This window comes from Paenibacillus xerothermodurans (genome assembly GCF_002220865.2).
Classification (GTDB): Bacteria; Bacillota; Bacilli; order Paenibacillales; family NBRC-103111; genus Paenibacillus_S; species Paenibacillus_S xerothermodurans.
The window spans coordinates 396,356-412,252 of the sequence record NZ_NHRJ02000003.1; the positions used below are offsets into that span (position 1 = coordinate 396,356).

General features: G+C 51.5%; 10 protein-coding genes and 1 pseudogene. 7 read left to right on the top strand and 4 right to left on the bottom strand.

Annotated features, from left to right (window positions below; all coding sequences use genetic code 11):
• Positions 1–15: 15 nt before the first annotated feature.
• A pseudogene (locus CBW46_RS09210) lies at positions 16–309 on the top strand (SDR family oxidoreductase); the annotation flags it as partial.
• A 179-nt stretch (positions 310–488) separates the two neighbouring features.
• The gene (gene melA, locus CBW46_RS09215; RefSeq protein ID WP_089199701.1) at positions 489–1,811 is read left to right on the top strand and encodes an alpha-galactosidase; all 1,323 of its coding nucleotides are present in this window, start codon (positions 489–491) and stop codon (positions 1,809–1,811) included.
• Positions 1,812–2,028: 217 nt separating this feature from the next.
• Here melA and CBW46_RS09220 read toward each other — a convergent pair whose 3' ends face one another.
• Positions 2,029–2,916 (bottom strand): TetR/AcrR family transcriptional regulator, encoded by an 888-nt coding sequence (locus CBW46_RS09220; protein ID WP_089199702.1) that lies wholly within the window; start codon positions 2,914–2,916, stop codon positions 2,029–2,031.
• A 254-nt stretch (positions 2,917–3,170) separates the two neighbouring features.
• Between CBW46_RS09220 and CBW46_RS09225 the strand changes: the two genes are divergently transcribed.
• The 4 genes from CBW46_RS09225 (at position 3,171) to CBW46_RS21490 (ending at position 10,963) form a co-directional block, all read left to right on the top strand.
• On the top strand, positions 3,171–3,674 hold the full coding sequence (locus CBW46_RS09225) for a GbsR/MarR family transcriptional regulator (RefSeq protein ID WP_089199703.1): 504 nt from the start codon (positions 3,171–3,173) through the stop codon (positions 3,672–3,674).
• Between the two features lie 67 nt (positions 3,675–3,741).
• Positions 3,742–6,858 (top strand): efflux RND transporter permease subunit, encoded by a 3,117-nt coding sequence (locus CBW46_RS09230; protein WP_089199704.1) that lies wholly within the window; start codon positions 3,742–3,744, stop codon positions 6,856–6,858.
• A gap of 55 nt (positions 6,859–6,913) precedes the next feature.
• Positions 6,914–8,167, top strand: a complete 1,254-nt coding sequence (locus CBW46_RS09235; protein WP_089199705.1) for an efflux RND transporter periplasmic adaptor subunit — start codon at positions 6,914–6,916, stop codon at positions 8,165–8,167.
• Positions 8,168–8,449: 282 nt separating this feature from the next.
• Positions 8,450–10,963 (top strand): S-layer homology domain-containing protein, encoded by a 2,514-nt coding sequence (locus tag CBW46_RS21490; RefSeq protein ID WP_207802263.1) that lies wholly within the window; start codon positions 8,450–8,452, stop codon positions 10,961–10,963.
• Positions 10,964–11,096: 133 nt separating this feature from the next.
• Here CBW46_RS21490 and CBW46_RS09245 read toward each other — a convergent pair whose 3' ends face one another.
• The 3 genes from CBW46_RS09245 to CBW46_RS09255 form a co-directional block, all read right to left on the bottom strand.
• Positions 11,097–11,633, bottom strand: coding sequence for a stalk domain-containing protein (locus CBW46_RS09245; RefSeq protein WP_089199706.1), 537 nt, complete (start codon positions 11,631–11,633; stop codon positions 11,097–11,099).
• A gap of 267 nt (positions 11,634–11,900) precedes the next feature.
• Positions 11,901–12,191, bottom strand: a complete 291-nt coding sequence (locus CBW46_RS09250) for a hypothetical protein (protein WP_089199707.1) — start codon at positions 12,189–12,191, stop codon at positions 11,901–11,903.
• A gap of 406 nt (positions 12,192–12,597) precedes the next feature.
• Positions 12,598–13,881 (bottom strand): APC family permease, encoded by a 1,284-nt coding sequence (locus CBW46_RS09255; RefSeq protein ID WP_089199740.1) that lies wholly within the window; start codon positions 13,879–13,881, stop codon positions 12,598–12,600.
• A gap of 937 nt (positions 13,882–14,818) precedes the next feature.
• Between CBW46_RS09255 and CBW46_RS09265 the strand changes: the two genes are divergently transcribed.
• Positions 14,819–15,616: an SDR family NAD(P)-dependent oxidoreductase gene (locus tag CBW46_RS09265; RefSeq protein ID WP_089199709.1), complete on the top strand. Its 798-nt coding sequence runs from the start codon at positions 14,819–14,821 to the stop codon at positions 15,614–15,616.
• The last annotated feature ends 281 nt before the right edge of the window (positions 15,617–15,897 follow it).

The following is a 15,897-nucleotide window of genomic DNA, read 5'->3' on the forward strand; positions in this document are numbered from 1 at the left end:
CGAGGAGGCGCGAAAGGGGTTGGTGCCGCGATCGTGGAAAAGTTCGTGCAGGCCGGCGCCAAGGTAGCCATTGCCGACGCGGACGCACAGGGCGAATCGGTGACTGATAGATGGAGAAGCCAAGGGTACGAGGTCCGCTATTACAACTGCTATGTTTCCTCTGGCTCCGACGTCGGTCGCACGGTGCAGTTGATTGAAAATGATTTTGAAAGCGTGGATGTGCTGGTGAATAACGCGGGCACTTGTCCACGCGGGGACCTGCAGGGGACGGACGAAGCTCTGTGGGTTCGGGTCATGGCATCAATCTAAAGGGTGTGTATCTGATGTGTCAGGCTGTCGCTCCTCTGATGAGCGGCGGGGCAAGGGGTCATCCTGAACAGTGGCGCGCTAGCGGCTAGAGGCAATGCGAGCCTCTTTCAACACCCTGCGAGTCTAGACACGTAACGCACGAGCTGTGTCAAAAAATTGCTGAGAAGGGACGGTCAACGATGGCAAAAATCACTTTTATCGGTGCCGGAAGTCTTGTATTCACAAAAAATTTGGTGCGGGATCTGCTCACTTTTCCTGCGTTTGAGGATTGCACCATCGCATTGATGGACATCGATCAGGAACGTCTGGGGTACGCCAAGCAAACCGTAGACAATATTATTGCCGCGGGTAATTACTCAGCCAATGTGGTAGCTACTACCGATCGGGCAGAAGCGTTAACCGGTGCAAACGGCGTTGTCTGCACCATCCTCGTGGGCGATCTGCCGGTGTGGAGGACCGATCTGGAAATTCCGAAGGCATACGGGGTTGATATTAACATCGGCGATACTCGGGGACCGGCCGGCATTTTCCGCTTTCTGCGCACAGTGCCCGTCATGCTAGATATTTGCCGGGATATTGAACGCTACTGCCCGGATGCGGTGTTCCTAAACTACACCAATCCCATGGCGATGCTCTGCCGCGCGATGCAGGGTGAGACCGGCGTCACGGTCACCGGCTTATGCCACAGCGTTCAAGGGACGGCCGCCATGCTAGCCGGGTGGATCGGTGCGCCTATGGAGGAGATTACATACACATGTGCCGGCATTAACCACCAAGCATTTTATCTGGACTACAAGTGGAACGGAAAAGACGCTTACCCGCTGATCCGCGACGCGGTGCTGAATCGGCCGGAGGTGTACAACGAAGAGCAGGTCAGAAATGAAATGTATCTACACCTTGATTATTACGTCACGGAATCCAGCGGCCACAACTCCGAGTACAATGCTTGGTTCCGCAAGCGTCCTGATCTCATTCAAAAATACTGTACTCATGGTACCGGCTGGAATCCGGGTGAGTACGCTCTCACCGTAAAGCACGCTGAGCTCAGGCGCAGCGATTGGCAGAACCAGATGATCGAATGGCGGGACAGCGCGATCGACTTGCAGCGTGGAAACGAATACGCGTCGTATATCTTCAACTCAGTGTTTGGCGACGGAACATTATTCGAATTCAATGGCAACGTGCGCAATTTCGGATTGATTGACAACCTGCCGGAAGGCGCCTGCGTCGAGGTACCCGTTCTAGCTTCCCGAAAGGGTTTAAGTCCGATTCACGTCGGTCCGCTGCCGACGCAATTGGCGCTGCTCGTTAACACCAGCGCAAGATGTGAGGAGCTGGCCGTAGAAGGCGCGCTCACCGGCGATCCCCGGAAAATATTCCATGCCATCTGCTACGACCCACTGACGTCGGCTGTACTCAGCTTGGCGGAAATTAAGTCGATGGTCGATCAAATGTTCGAGGCTAACAAGGAATGGCTGCCGCAGTTTAAACATTATTGTTAATTGCGTGACATTGGCTCCAGAATTGCTTGAAGCGTCACGGATTGCATCTGGGGGTCGATGCAAGTGCAAGACACACGAAAAAAAGCTAAGATCAATGCCGCCCGCAGCGTACTTGATCCTAGCTTTTTTTGGTTATGCATGCCATGCGACCGAAGCAATCATCGCGCAACCCGCGAAACGTGGAAGGTTCCGCCTAAAGTTTCCATTTGCACTCGCTTCAACCAGCATGATGCGGAATGCGTGAATCGAATGCCGTTTTCAGCAGTTGAATCAGCTGCTCATCCTGCTTGGCCAACGTTAACAGGTAGTTGTACAAGCCTTGAATAATGATGGCGCTCGGTTGCTCCTTTTGCAGCTCCGCCACGATAGTCTCTAACGTCTGCAGCATCGTGTGTGCGGTTTGCGTATCTGGTTGGTGCGACCGAATCCGCAGCTCAATGTGCTCGGTGAGCGATTCGAGTCTTTGCTTATCCGTCTGATATACCTGATCGAGCGGCTCCAGAGCGGATTGCAAAATCGGAGTAGGCCGTTTCCTGCGAATGCCTTCAACCAGATCGTCCAACCTTTCGACCAGGTACCCGGCAAGCTTGGTGCCGTCGATCGGATAATTACAAAAAATAAAGAAGAAAAAGTACTCCTTCAAGCAACCGTGCAGCATACTCGCACAATCCATCGAATGAGCCTCTATATCCGGACCGTACAGCTCAATAATCCGTTTTTGGAACCAGCGGGCCATCTCCAACGATTCCCGGGTCATCACTTCACTAATCGCCTTTTCTGTGAACGCGGTCCCCTTGACCAGCATGCAGAGGAAGTTTTTGTTTTCCAAAATCAACTGGCACTGCACTAGGATCCCCCGTATTAGCAGGTCTCTCGGCGTTAGGTGCGGATTGGACTCGGCCTCTCGGAGTTCGGTGTGCACTCTTTCAAAATGATGATTGAATATGGAAAAAAGAAGCTCCTCTTTTGAAGGGAAATGCTGATAGAACGCGCCCTTGGATACTCCGGCCAGATTCACTATATCCTGGACCGAAGTCGTGTGATAATCGCGCTCTCCGAATAATTTCATCGCTGACTGAATCAACATGGTCTTCTTATCATTCATGTGGCGCGTCACGTCCTAGTTCGCAGAATCCGTGCAGTGGTGCACCGCTTATTTTATGAAGCAATTGTATCGAGAAGTTTGCAATAAGTCAATATGATGACCGGTCGGTCAGTTCACGTTAAAGTTCACAAAAAATCTAATTGTAATTCCTTTTTTTATCATATATATTAATTTTGACCGACTGGTCATTTCTTTGATTCCTGCAATGTTAACTGTGTTCGTAACGATGTTAAAAATGGACGGGGAGCTGATGTATGAAACCATTCCCGGAAAACTTTGCCGAGCTGCAGGGCCGCGTACACCAACAGATGTCACTTCTGCTCGAGTCGCGTGGCTACAGCCCATTGGTGGGGAAAATTCTCTCGCTTCTGCTGTTTGCTTCCGGGCCGCTCAGTTTGAAGGAGATCGCGGATCGGTTGGAGGTATCCAAGGCGGCGGTCAGCGTACAGGTGCGCGCTATGGAAAGACACGGCATGTGCCACAAAGTGCCTTATCGAAATGACCGCAGGGATTACTATGCCGTGGCCGACGACTTGTGCGTAACCATCATAAGGTCCGAATTGGCGAAAGTCCAGGAAATTCAAACCTGTTTACACGAAACGTTGTCCGCCCTGACGGCTTTTTCTGAGCTCGGACCCGACGAAGAAGATTCTTACATAATTTTTAAAAACAGGTTCACGGAGCTGTCTTCGCTGTATGGTTTGTTTGCACAAAGACTAAAAACTTTGGCGGTGGATTGGTCGATGGAGCACTCGTGAGCACAGCAAAGCAAGGTGCAAAGCTTTTGTATTTTATTGTTGGGCAACCCATTGGAGGACTAGAGAGATGAACCAACTAACTCGTTTTTCTTTGAAAAACGTTGCTGCGATCTTGATTATAAGCGTTATTTTGTTCATTGCAGGGAGCTTTTCGGCGACTACGTTGAAGCAGGAGAGTATGCCGGATATTTCTCTGCCCGTTGTGTTTGTTAGCACCGTATACCCCGCGCCTCCCATGGACGTAATGGAAGACGTCACCCAAGAATTGGAGAAGCGGATTGTCGGAATCGAAGGACTCAAGAAAATTGACTCCACGTCCAACGAAAACTTTTCGATGATAACCGTGGAGCTCATCAACGGACGCAGCCCGGATGATGCTAAAGATGACATTGAGGACGCCCTGGCGGACGTAGAGCTTCCGGCGGGCGCAAGCAAGCCGAAGGTCTCCAAATTCGGAAGTAACGAATTTCCTGTCTATTTCGCTGCAATGCAAGGCGACGAGAACACGAATCAGGAAGAGCTGAACCGTATTTACACGGATGTGATCGAGCCCACATTGAGTGCGATGGACGGCATAGACCACGTAGACTCAGTCGGCCAGCAGGAAGCGACACTGAGCCTTAAATTGGATCTGAACGCGCTGAATACATACGGACTCACGCCTGACTCTGTCACGCAAAGTATTCGATCCGCGGTGATGTCGAGTCCGGCCGGTTCGGCAGATTTGAATGGGACGACACAGTCGATCCGGGTCGAAAGTGATCTGAACACCATTTACAACCTGGAAAATATGAAAATCGCCAGCCCAACGGGTCAGACCGTGCTGCTAAAAGAAATCGCCAAGGTGGAGGCGGTATCCGAATCAGAGTACCTGACGCGTTTCAACAACCTGCCTGCCATCGGTCTCACGCTGTTCAAGAGCAAGGATGCGAACACCGTTGAATTCGCCGATCAAGTGGAGAGTTTAATGGCTGGCTGGGAGAAGGACTATCCCAATATTAATTTCACCAGCGTGTTCAACTCTGCGACAGATGTGAAGAAGTCCATCAGCGGAATGCTGAAGGAAGGCACGCTCGGTGCAATACTGGCTTCCGTCATGATTCTGCTGTTTTTAAGAAACGTGCGTATGACACTGATCGTGCTGGTGTCCATTCCGCTATCCATCCTGACCACGTTGTGTATGATGGCTTGGCTGGATCTTTCGCTCAACATTATGACGCTGGGCGGATTAACGATCGCGGTAGGACGCGTCGTGGACGACAGTATCGTTGTTATTGAGAACATATACACGGAGCTGCAAAAGGCGCATGAGCGCAATGAATCCGTCATCGCCCTGGCAACCTCCAAGGTGGCGTCGGCGATCACGTCTTCAACGATAACGACGGCTGGCGTGTTTATACCGATCGCGTTTGTCAGCGGCATTCTGGGTGATATTTTCAGACCGTTTGCGATTACGTTGGTCGTGGCTCTAATGGCTTCGTTGATTGTAGCGTTGACTGTCATTCCGATGCTGGCGAAGCTGATGGTGTTGAAAAGCAATAAAATCAAGCACCACGACGAGGCGTCCCAGGGCAAGCTGACACAACAATACAAAAAGATTCTGAATTACTCTCTGAGTAATCCGATCAAAATCATCATGCTTTCGGTACTTATTCTAGTCGTATCCATCGGCGGCACAGTGCCGTTCTTGGCCTCGTCCTTCATGCCGGAGAGCGCAACAGAAAAGCAAGTGCAGTTTACGTTGAAGCTGCCGAGAGAGACATCTTTTGAAGCAATGGATATGAAAGTCAGGGAAATCGAAGCCATGTTCGGGGAGGCGAAGGACGCAAGCGGACAGCCGGTGTTTGAATATTACGAGTCGATGGTCGGATACGACCAGATGAACACAAGCGGAGAGCGGACGGACTACAGAGCAATGATTATGGCGTCCGTGTCGGATCATCTCGATGCCGAGGAAACTGCTGAGGAGTTTAAGCAAAAAATCAAGTACATCGTACCTCAAGAATCGGAAGTCGAAGGAGTGCTTCTGTCGGCCGCCATGTCCGGCACCGGTGAGGACTTTGCCTTCTTGCTCAAAGGAGAGGACTTGAATCAGCTCACCGCAGGGGTGCAGTCGATAAGAAAAAAACTCGAGGAGTTTCCGGAGCTTGAGGAGATCAAGGATAACCTGAGTGAAAGAAAATTACAGATCACAGTCGGCGTGGATCAAAATAAAGCTAGGCTGTACGGACTTTCCGCCGCACAGGTTACAGGCGCGGTGAGCCAGTGGATGAATGAAACTGAGATCGGCGAAATCAAATTCGATAACGTGTCCTTCCTAACGAAGGTTACGGTGGATGAGCAATTCAAGGATTCAATAGAAGAGATAGGGCGAATCCGAATCCCGACACCAAGCGGCACCACAGTAAATCTCAATGAGGTAGCCAAGGTTCGGCAGCTGGACGCGCCTGCGGCGATCTCTAGAGAAATGCAGCAGCAATATGTCAAAATTACAGCTAAAATCGACAGCACCGACAAAGGCGGCGTGAGCGCGCGAGTGACCGAAGCGCTGCAGTCGGTGGAGCTTCCTCCTGGTGTACGCACACAGGTGCAAGGCGTGAGCGAGGATATCCAAGAAAGCTTTGGACAGATGGCAGTGGCGATGCTTGCCGCTATTATGATCGTATATTTGGTCATGGTCATCGCGTTTGGCAATGCCAGCGCTCCGTTCGCGATTATGTTCTCCTTGCCGCTTGCCGCTATCGGCGGATTCCTGGGGCTGTTCCTCACAGGGGAATCCATCAACATCACATCTTTGATCGGGTTTCTCATGTTGGTAGGTATTGTCGTGACCAATGCGATCGTCCTCGTCGATCGTGTGCAGCAGCTGCGCGAGGACGGCATGAACGTACATGACGCTCTGGTGGAGGCCGGATTGACACGACTGCGCCCGATCATTATGACTGCCGGAGCAACGATCTTCTCCCAGCTCCCACTGGCGCTCGGTCTGTCCGAGGGCACTCTTATCTCTAAGAGCTTGGCGGTAGTTGTTATCGGGGGACTCACGACATCCACCATTTTGACACTGGTTGTCGTGCCTGTCATTTATCAGCTCATTGACAGAACAAATAACCGGATCTCCCGTATTTTCAATAGAAAAGGTGCCGCATTGTCGGATTCCAAGTCCGCGCCGGCGCCGCAATGATCTGATGAAGCTAACAACAAAGCAAGCAAGCCATGGGAAAAAGGAGAAGCGATCAATGAAGCTGAAATTCAAACAATCCGTGCAAAAAGGTGTAAAGCTGACCGGGGCGGTGATCGTGTCTGCTGCCTTGATAACAGGCTGCAACGCTCAGCCACAGGCGGCGGAGCCTGCGCCGGCCGCCGAAGCGCAGCTGAAACCAGTCAAAGTAGAGAAAATCGAGAAAAGAAAAATCAGCGACCCTGTTGAGCAGGTGGCGGATGTCGTCTCCTCCCTGCAAATTGATGTGATGACCAAGGTGGCCGGCGATGTACAAGAGATTCTTAAGCAGCGCGGGGATACGGTAACCACGGGCGAGGTTATTTTCCGGATGGATCCGACTGATGTGCTGATTCAAAAGGAAAAGGCGCAAATCGCCGTGTCCGGCGCACAGGAGCAGATGAAGAAAGCCAAACAAGAGGTGGAAGACGGCAAGCAGGAATTGAAAAATTCCATTGCCAAGATTCAACTGTCGCTCACTGAAGCAGAAGAGAGTTATAACAAGCTGCGTAACGATTATGACCAAGGGCTAGCTACAGAGGATCAGCTCGAACAAGCTGAGACCCAGCTTAACAATTTGCGGCTCGATTTGGACACCAGCCAGAACAAGCTGACAACGCTCGAGACGACCAACTCGTTAGCTCAGCTGGAGCAAAGTCTGCAAACTGCCAACGTGACAATACGTGAATCGGATCGCACGTTGGGGCACATGGAAGTGAAGGCGACCGTGAACGGTGTGTTGACCGACCTGCCAATCGAAGCCGGCATGACTCTGTCCGCCGGATTCAAAGCGGGGCAAATCCAACAGCTGGATCCGATCAAGATCAAGGCTGAGCTGACGGAGGATGCGGCCGCAATGATACGGGGCAAGCAGGAGCTCACTTTTTACGTACCGGGGACTGTAGAGTACACAACGGCCAAGGTCAGCTATCTGGCCGACGTGATGAGCGCTGAATCCAAATCATATGCGCTGGAGCTTGAAGTTCCCAATGCGGATCGCACACTGAAGCCAGGTATGAAGGCCCAGGTGCTGTTGACCGGGGAGAGTGAGCAGATGGTGGTCACGGTGCCCTCTCTGAGCGTGGTACGTGAAAGCGGCGAGACATTTGTTTTCGTCCTTGTGGGCGATCAGGTGGAAAAACGCAAGATTGAGCTTGGCCGTCTCAATGAGGCACATCAAGAAGTGCTTTCCGGCGTAAGTGAGGGAGAACAACTCGTAGTTACAGGCCAGCATCAGCTGAAGGATAAAGACAAGGTGCAAGTCACCCAGTGATACCCGTTTCACGCTATACCGCTAATTATTACGGGCGCGCATCACTCTGAAAGAGCACACACGTAACAGTGCTAATGCAATCTGCGCGCCACGTGCTCACACGGTTTACACGCTGTGCTGCGCCGAAACCGCCGGCTTTTCTTGAAGTCGGCGGTTTCAGCAAATTATTTGACAAGTTTAGCAAGTGAGGCGTACAGTTAAGCTTGGAATAGCATGTTTTGCCAGATCCGAGCTGCAGTGACGGTTCCAATGCATGATATTTATTTGGGAGGAAGTATTCTAATGAAGAAAAGTTTATCTGTCATACTATCTTCAGCTATGGCATTTTCCGTGTTTTCATCTATCGCTTTAGGTGCTGACAGCGGTAAGTCTTCCGCTAATTTCACAGATTTACAAAATCTGGATGACGCATCGAAGGCGAAATTTGACTCCATGATTTCGGCTGGCATTTTTGATGGGGTCGGTGAGAACACATTCGGACTGACGGACAAAATGAACCGCGCGCAATTCGCCAAGGTCGCCGCTTTGATGTTCGGGCTTCCCGTCGATACATCCTTGCGTACGTCGAGCTTCAGTGACGTACGGGCGGATGACCCTGCCAACGGGTACGCGCTGCCATACATTGAAGCAATTAAAAAGGCGAACATCACTGACGGCTTTGGCGCCAATTCATACAATCCAGCCGGCGAGGTAACGAAGGAACAGCTGGCTGCATTCTTGATTCGGGGATTACATAAGGATGCCGAAGCGAAGTCCTCTCAGGGTGTAAACGATGCTACCGTGTCCAGTTGGGCAAAAGGCTATGCAGCCTTGGCACTTCAGCTGAATCTGATGGCAAACAGTGCGGGCGGCACATTTGACGGCACTTCCGCAGCGACGCGTGAATTGCTGGTCCTCTCTTCATATGAAGCGAAGCAGCAGTACGTTCCAGGCTCGGCTGCCGCACCAGACGCCCCGGCCGCAGACTTCGTCAACGCCGGTGATATGCCGAGCTATCCGTTAAACGGCAGCATCAGCGCTCACATTCAGGGCGTGTTGCAGGAGAAAATGGTCAACGGCTGGCGCTTTGGCGCAGCTGTAAAATTGACCAACACTTCATCATCGACTACTCGTATTCCTGATTATGAACTGCGTGTGAAGGCGTCTGACGGTATGGTTTACACTCTGCAAGCCAGCTCGGACAACGCGCGCTCTATTGCCCCGCAAAGCTCAGTGCAGATGAATTACATGGCGGAGGTGGATAAGAACACCGACTTCGATCTGACCAATGTGCTTTGGATTGATGTAGACGATGAAGTATATCCGAAAAAAGAGACAACGCTCGCTGATGCTCCAGTCGGATCGCTCGTATGGCATGGCGCCGACGCTAAAATCGACCCGGCTCTGCTCGGTAGTTGGGGAGCTCAGTTCAGCATTCCTGGAGAGACATCCGCGTTGAGATATTCAGCGGCAAATCTTACGAAACAATTCACAGGACAAGCGCCCACTTATATCGTACAGCTGAAAGTAGAGAACCCTGGGCAGGATGCGGCAACCGTGCCTGACTTCACCCTGACCGGCAAAGCGGAAGGCAGCTCTTTCATCGGCAAACGAGTGGAGCAAGCTCCTGTTACTTTGAATGCCGGCGAACAAAAATATATCCACTACGCGATCACCACGGAACCGGACACCGAACTGACGGCTTTCTACGTGCTGTCGGCTCACAGCTTCTTGAAGCAAGGTGCCGCGCAGCCGGTGCCATATCACACAGGCAGAATTGGGTTTACTCTACCGGACTCCGACGACACCGGGGCAGCACTTCCAGCTTACCGGATTGGCGCGACCATTCCGATCGATCCCCTAAGCAAAGCGGTGAATCCGGAAACAGAGGTAGCTCTGCAAGAACTGGATTGGTTTGAGAATGACGGCCAAAGCTATAAGACGGCCGTTGCGAAAGTCAAGTTCACGAATAGGAGCGACACGGCGGTACCTGTTCCTCAGCTCGGCGCAGAAATCGTGTCCAGCCAGGGAGTGAGCTACGACGGCTTACAGGGCGAAAGCACGATCACTGAGGTGCTTCCAGGTATGGGAGCGGTGAGTACGTATGCGTTCGTTGTGCCAAAGACGGAAAACTCGAACCAATTCACATTCCGGCTGCTGGAAACACAAGGCCAATCAGCAGCAGCGCAGACAGCACAGACGGCGCAAGCAGCACAGGCAGCACAGGCGCAGCCGAGCCAGCAGGCTGCGGCGCAGCAAGGTCAGCCGGGAGCGCAGGCAGCGCAGGCACAGCCGAGCCAGCAGGCTGCGGCGCAGCAGGGTCAGCCGGGAGCACAGGCAGCGCCAAGCCAATCGACGGCCCAACAGGCGAAGCCGACGTACAAAACGCCAATCGCTCAGGTGAATGTGGCTATCACACCGCTCAATCAGATCGGCAATGAGTATACGTTCTATCCATATAAATTGAACCTGTATCATCATTTAATTCTGAGCTATGTAACGACGAACCCTATTAGCAACACCTTTGATTACAGCTACAAATTGGAGCTGGGGCTTGATATTCAGACTACGGATGCTGTGTTGGCCGACCCGTCCAATCCGAAGATATTGTTCCAGTTGGAAGGACCGGACGGCAAACGTTTGGGGTCGCAAACATACTCTCTCGCGGGCGACAACCGTCTGCTGAGCGGCAGTCAGTCTATCATGTTTGACAACGCGGCCGATTCGCTGCAAACACCGATTTCAATCAAAGTGTACGAGGTGATCACCACCCCGTATGGTGATGCAAGACGTTTGCTGCAGACTATTGAAGATTGAACGTTGACCGAAGCACGGCTAATACTATAATTGCGAAGTGCGAAGCTTAACGCTGGCAAGCCTCAGGCATATGACGCCTGAGGCTTGTTTTTTATTTCAGCAATTCCCTCCATTCAACTAGCGCCAAACTCAGCTACAATAATCCCAGTCTCTCTAAATCGCTGCGATTCAGATACGTTGTACCATCTTTGATCAGCATGGTGATATCGCCGGTGTCACTGGTGGTGATCTTTTCAGCATCCATAGTGTTCGGCAGATTGAAACTGAAGCTCCGGCTTCCGAACTCCACATTAATCTTAGAGGTGCCAGGCGAGATCGTAGTCTTGACGCCAGCCAGGGTCAGCTCCCGTAAAGATATCCATTTTGAGCTATCCACAGGTTCACTGTTCGCCGGAGATTTGCTGCGTGAACGGTCGTTCAGCTCAATAGTCCGTGCCGCGTCGTCGTAAGCAACATCATAACCGAATAAGTCGGCCAACTCCCGAACCGGCAGGAAGGAATTCCCTTCATGGACAAGCGGCGCATTATCAAGTGGCTGTGCTTGTCCATTGATTTTTAGCACAAAATTAGCAAAAACGGCAGTCACTTCACCTTGAATCGCAGCCACCGCAGTGGACACGGAACCGAGCAGCATACCGATCATTAACGCGAGAATTGTCCTTCTCATCATACCTCCATGTTTTGTTATATCAGAATTATAAGCGGTTTCTGTGGCAGATGCGGTCTTATTTCGGCGGCTTAGCAGCAAACGTGATGGCAGTGGCGGCGCATTGCAGCAAGCACTGGGAGAGGGCGAATAGCAAAAATGACCCCTAGTGTCAGCGTTATAGAGGTCATTTTTGCCGCCGGTCTGGTCTAACCGCGCTGCCCCAAAAAAAGCGCGCGAACAATCTCGCTATTCATCGGCAGCGCCCAGTGCAGCCAACCGGCCAACTCGTTAGTTAATATAATAGGAGTTGGCTGGCAGTGCGGTGGATTTGTCCACCACCACGAGGCCAATACCGCCTAGAATGTAGGCGATTCTTGTATCCTCATTCACAATGAAGTTGCCCGGAACGTAGATGCCTCGTATATTCGTTTCACCGGTCATTTGGGCGGTGGCGGGATTCGGTGCCGTTTCCACGTTCGGTGTATTCATCGGATCGGTGGCTGGCGCTGCACCGACAACTGACGGCAGCATTAACGCTGCACCCAATGCTAAAACAGATACTTTCTTTTTCAAATCCATGGTAATCATCCTCCTTTATTTTATATGTTATGTATGTCTGAGGAATAATTACCCATAGGGATGACTTTAAAACAAAATTTTCCGCGTTTTCGATTCTTTGTATGGAAAGGATCAGGGATACGGGATCTTAATCTGGGAATAATACCCGTAAAAATGACAGCGAGGTAGATGAGACAATGAATCCGGAGCTTTGGTCTTACGTTTGGCGTACGCTGGGCGGTGTGATCATGGGAGTTATCTTTTTCGTGGTGGTGTGGTGGCTGGATAAGAAATCCAAAAAGTTAAATAGGCAGTGATTGCAGGGAAACCCTCTTTCCATCTTGTGAGCAAGCAGCAAAAAACGGGCCGGCCGCGCACATACCATACGTCCAATAGACTAAAGTATGTGTGCGACACGGCCCGTTTTTTAAAAGCCTTGTGTCTCGCTGTGTGCCTGCTTCTTTTCCAACACGTAATAAATCGGCAGACCGATTAGCGTGAGTGCTATCGCGAACAAGCAGTCCATCACTTGATTTTGCAAAGTGCTGTAGATGATGAACAAAGACCCGAGAATAGCTACTACAGGTACGAATGGGTAGAGCGGAACGCTATAGGCTCTTGTGCCGCTCTGGTTACGTTTGCGGAGCAAGAACACGGCTATGAATGCTAGAATATAGAACAGATAGACAACGAAGATCGACATTTCTGACAAATAATCGGGATTGGTGAATACCATCAAGATTACGGCTAAAATCACCTGCATGACGGTAGCCGCCACCGGTGTGCCGAACTTCGGATGCACCTTCCGCAGCTGCTTTGAAAATGGAAGCTGACCGCGCTCAGCCATCGCGAACGGTACCCGTGGAAAGGTCAAAATCTTACCGTTCAAGCAGCCGAAAATGGAAATCAGAATCCCAATGCTGATCAGTTTTCCGCCTGTATTTCCAAGCAGGATGGAAGCGGCTGTGCTCGCCGCTGTCGTGTCTAAAGCCGCGATGTCTGCGGCGGGAAGAACATGCAGCAGCGCGACGTTGATTAGCACATAAGCAGCAGTGACAATGGACAAGCCTCCGACAATCGCTATCGGAAGGTGTTTTGCCGGATTTTTCATCTCGCCGGCCACGAACCCGAGCATCATCCAGCCGTCATATGCCCACAATGTAGCCAGAACAGCAGCGCCCATGCCGAGCTGCCCGGTGAGTCCACTGTCGACGCCGAGCACCTGCTCGTTGCCTTTCCAAATTCCCATAACAATGATCAGGATGATGGGAACAAACTTGGCCACTGTCGTCAGCAGCTGCACAGATCCTCCGTAGCGGGTGCCTATACTATTCACCACAGCCAGGAAAACGATCGCGCCGATCCCAAATGGCAAGTCCCAGTACTCCGGCAAAGAGAACAGGTTTGCTGTCAGAATACCAAAGTACAAGCCGAGCGCACCGATAATGGCAGGACCGTAAAAAATCGTCTGCATCCAACCGCACAAATACCCCCAGATTTTCCCGTACACTTGCTCCAAATATACATAAAGGCCGCCGGTCTTTGGAATTTGCACACTAACCTCTGCAATGGTCAGACCACCGGCAATGGTAATAATTCCACCCAATACCCAGGCGATCAGCGCCAGGGTTGAATTTCCGGCGTACTCGATGACCGTGCCTGGTTTCATAAAGATACCGGAACCGATGACAGTCCCCATCACAAGAGACATCGCCACGGTCAGGCCTATTTGTTTTTTTAGCCGCCCTCTCTCAGCCTCCAACTTTCATTCCTCCAAATCTCATCGCGCTTATTTCTGTGTGATACTTAATTATATCACTGTCCACCCTTCAGCACGGGCTGCAATTACTGGAACTGCGACCAATGACACACAGTGGTCCACGTTCAGGAGAACCTGTTCTTTTCTTCGGCTGACTGACGAAGCTCTCTGGTTTAATGTGCTCAATGGCAGGAACGGGCAAGGTCTTGTCGAAATTATTAAACGTTTAGGCAGGCAGGCCAAACACCACCTGTTGGTTCTGCTTGCGGGCGGCTCGCTCCCAATCGGAGACACGCACGTCAATCCGCGGCATGCGCGCATGTTGGCAGGTGTGAGAAAAAGGCGCGGAGGTTTGATACGAGTCGTAACTCTGGGAGCAGCGGGGTAAATTGATTTTATCTGGGGTGTTTCCGCAGGAGTAGGCCGCCGGCTGGTGAGCGTGTGCGACATAAGGGGCGCAGCTTATGTCCCGATGTTCACGGACACCGATCAAAACGGCAAAAACCAGGACAAGCATTTTTTCATCGGATCCGGCCGCTGTCCGCTGCGCAGAGGGGGTGCTTCGGCCGAAGGTTGGGCGCTGGGTGCATCGGTGAGAATTAGGGGCATTTGCGGTTGACTGCTGGATTTATTATGTGAAGAATGGGTTGCTAGATTTTTTCGCGCGATCTCCCTATGCTGCATGATATGCGCTCCCTTTTTACATGTGATGGAGTCTAGCTTTTATTAGCCTAGTAGATTCCATAGTAATGCATGAGATGTGCTAACACTGTCGAACTGCGCTGTCAAAAAGAAATTCTTTGGGTAAATGGGTATACTAGATTGATGATGGTTTGCATTTGGCGTTGAGGAATACACAATATTAGATATGAGCAGCTAGGAGGAACTTATGGATTTAGGATTGAACGGAAAAAGGGTACTGGTTACTGGCTCCACGATGGGCATCGGCAAAGCGATTGCCAAGTCATTTGCGGCAGAGGGAGCGGATGTGATCGTAAACGGGCGGGATGAGGCGACAGTGCAGCGTACGGTTGAAGAATTGTCGGCTCACGGTCCATCGCAGATCATGGGGATTGCCGCTGATTTGACGTCCGACCAGGATGTAAAGAAGCTTGTGCGGCGAATTGACGACATGGGCGGTTTGGACGTGCTGGTGAACAATGTCGGCATTTTCGAGGCCAAGCCGTTCGAGCAAGTAACGGATGAAGAGTGGCTGCGTTATTTTAACGTGAATGTAATGAGCGCGGTACGCTTATCCCGCATCTATTTGCCGAAAATGCTTGAGCGGAATAAGGGGCGTGTCATTCTAATCGCGAGCGAGGCCGGGCTAAAGCCGCTGCCGCTTATGATCCATTATTCGGTCACGAAAACGGCGCTCATCGGGTTAGCGCGCGGATTGGCCGAATTAACCAAGGGGACCGGCGTAACAGTGAACAGTGTACTTCCAGGACCCACATGGACCGAAGGCGTGGAACAGTTCATGATTGGCGCTGCGCAGTCGGAGGGCATGGAATTGGAAAGTGTCATCGCCGATTATTTCAAGAAGAATGAGCCGACCTCACTGATTCAACGTTTTGCTGCGGTCGAAGAGGTCGCCGACACTGTGGTGTACCTGGCGTCCGAAAAGGCGTCCGCCATCAACGGCTCCTCCCAGAGGGTGGAGGGAGGCATAATCCGGGCCTTGTGAGATTCTCTGCACAGGGTCAGAATAACGGACGTCAACTTCATGTTTATCGGCGGCCGCGGCATCGGTGCGGCTGGGGCGTACTTTAGCGTTCCGGCATATGCCAGCACTTGCAAACGACAAAGGCCTCCCGTCCTGATATGCTCCCCTTTAAGTAGACAGGTTTAATAAATAAACCGCTGCTTGGAGGGGAGTTTTTTTGTCAAGAAAGAATGAATATAACGCTACTGAGAAATTCACGATCATAGAAGAGTGGGAAACGGGTGGCGGTACCCGGGCGGCAG

What these genes read in the sequence shown, in the direction of transcription:
- melA (WP_089199701.1), top strand. Translation starts at nt 489, where the DNA reads ATGGCAAAAATCACTTTTATCGGTGCCGGAAGTCTTGTATTCACAAAA.
- CBW46_RS09220 (WP_089199702.1), bottom strand. Translation starts at nt 2,916, where the DNA reads ATGAATGATAAGAAGACCATGTTGATTCAGTCAGCGATGAAATTATTC.
- CBW46_RS09225 (WP_089199703.1), top strand. Translation starts at nt 3,171, where the DNA reads ATGAAACCATTCCCGGAAAACTTTGCCGAGCTGCAGGGCCGCGTACAC.
- CBW46_RS09230 (WP_089199704.1), top strand. Translation starts at nt 3,742, where the DNA reads ATGAACCAACTAACTCGTTTTTCTTTGAAAAACGTTGCTGCGATCTTG.
- CBW46_RS09235 (WP_089199705.1), top strand. Translation starts at nt 6,914, where the DNA reads ATGAAGCTGAAATTCAAACAATCCGTGCAAAAAGGTGTAAAGCTGACC.
- CBW46_RS21490 (WP_207802263.1), top strand. Translation starts at nt 8,450, where the DNA reads ATGAAGAAAAGTTTATCTGTCATACTATCTTCAGCTATGGCATTTTCC.
- CBW46_RS09245 (WP_089199706.1), bottom strand. Translation starts at nt 11,633, where the DNA reads ATGATGAGAAGGACAATTCTCGCGTTAATGATCGGTATGCTGCTCGGT.
- CBW46_RS09250 (WP_089199707.1), bottom strand. Translation starts at nt 12,191, where the DNA reads ATGGATTTGAAAAAGAAAGTATCTGTTTTAGCATTGGGTGCAGCGTTA.
- CBW46_RS09255 (WP_089199740.1), bottom strand. Translation starts at nt 13,881, where the DNA reads ATGTCTCTTGTGATGGGGACTGTCATCGGTTCCGGTATCTTTATGAAA.
- CBW46_RS09265 (WP_089199709.1), top strand. Translation starts at nt 14,819, where the DNA reads ATGGATTTAGGATTGAACGGAAAAAGGGTACTGGTTACTGGCTCCACG.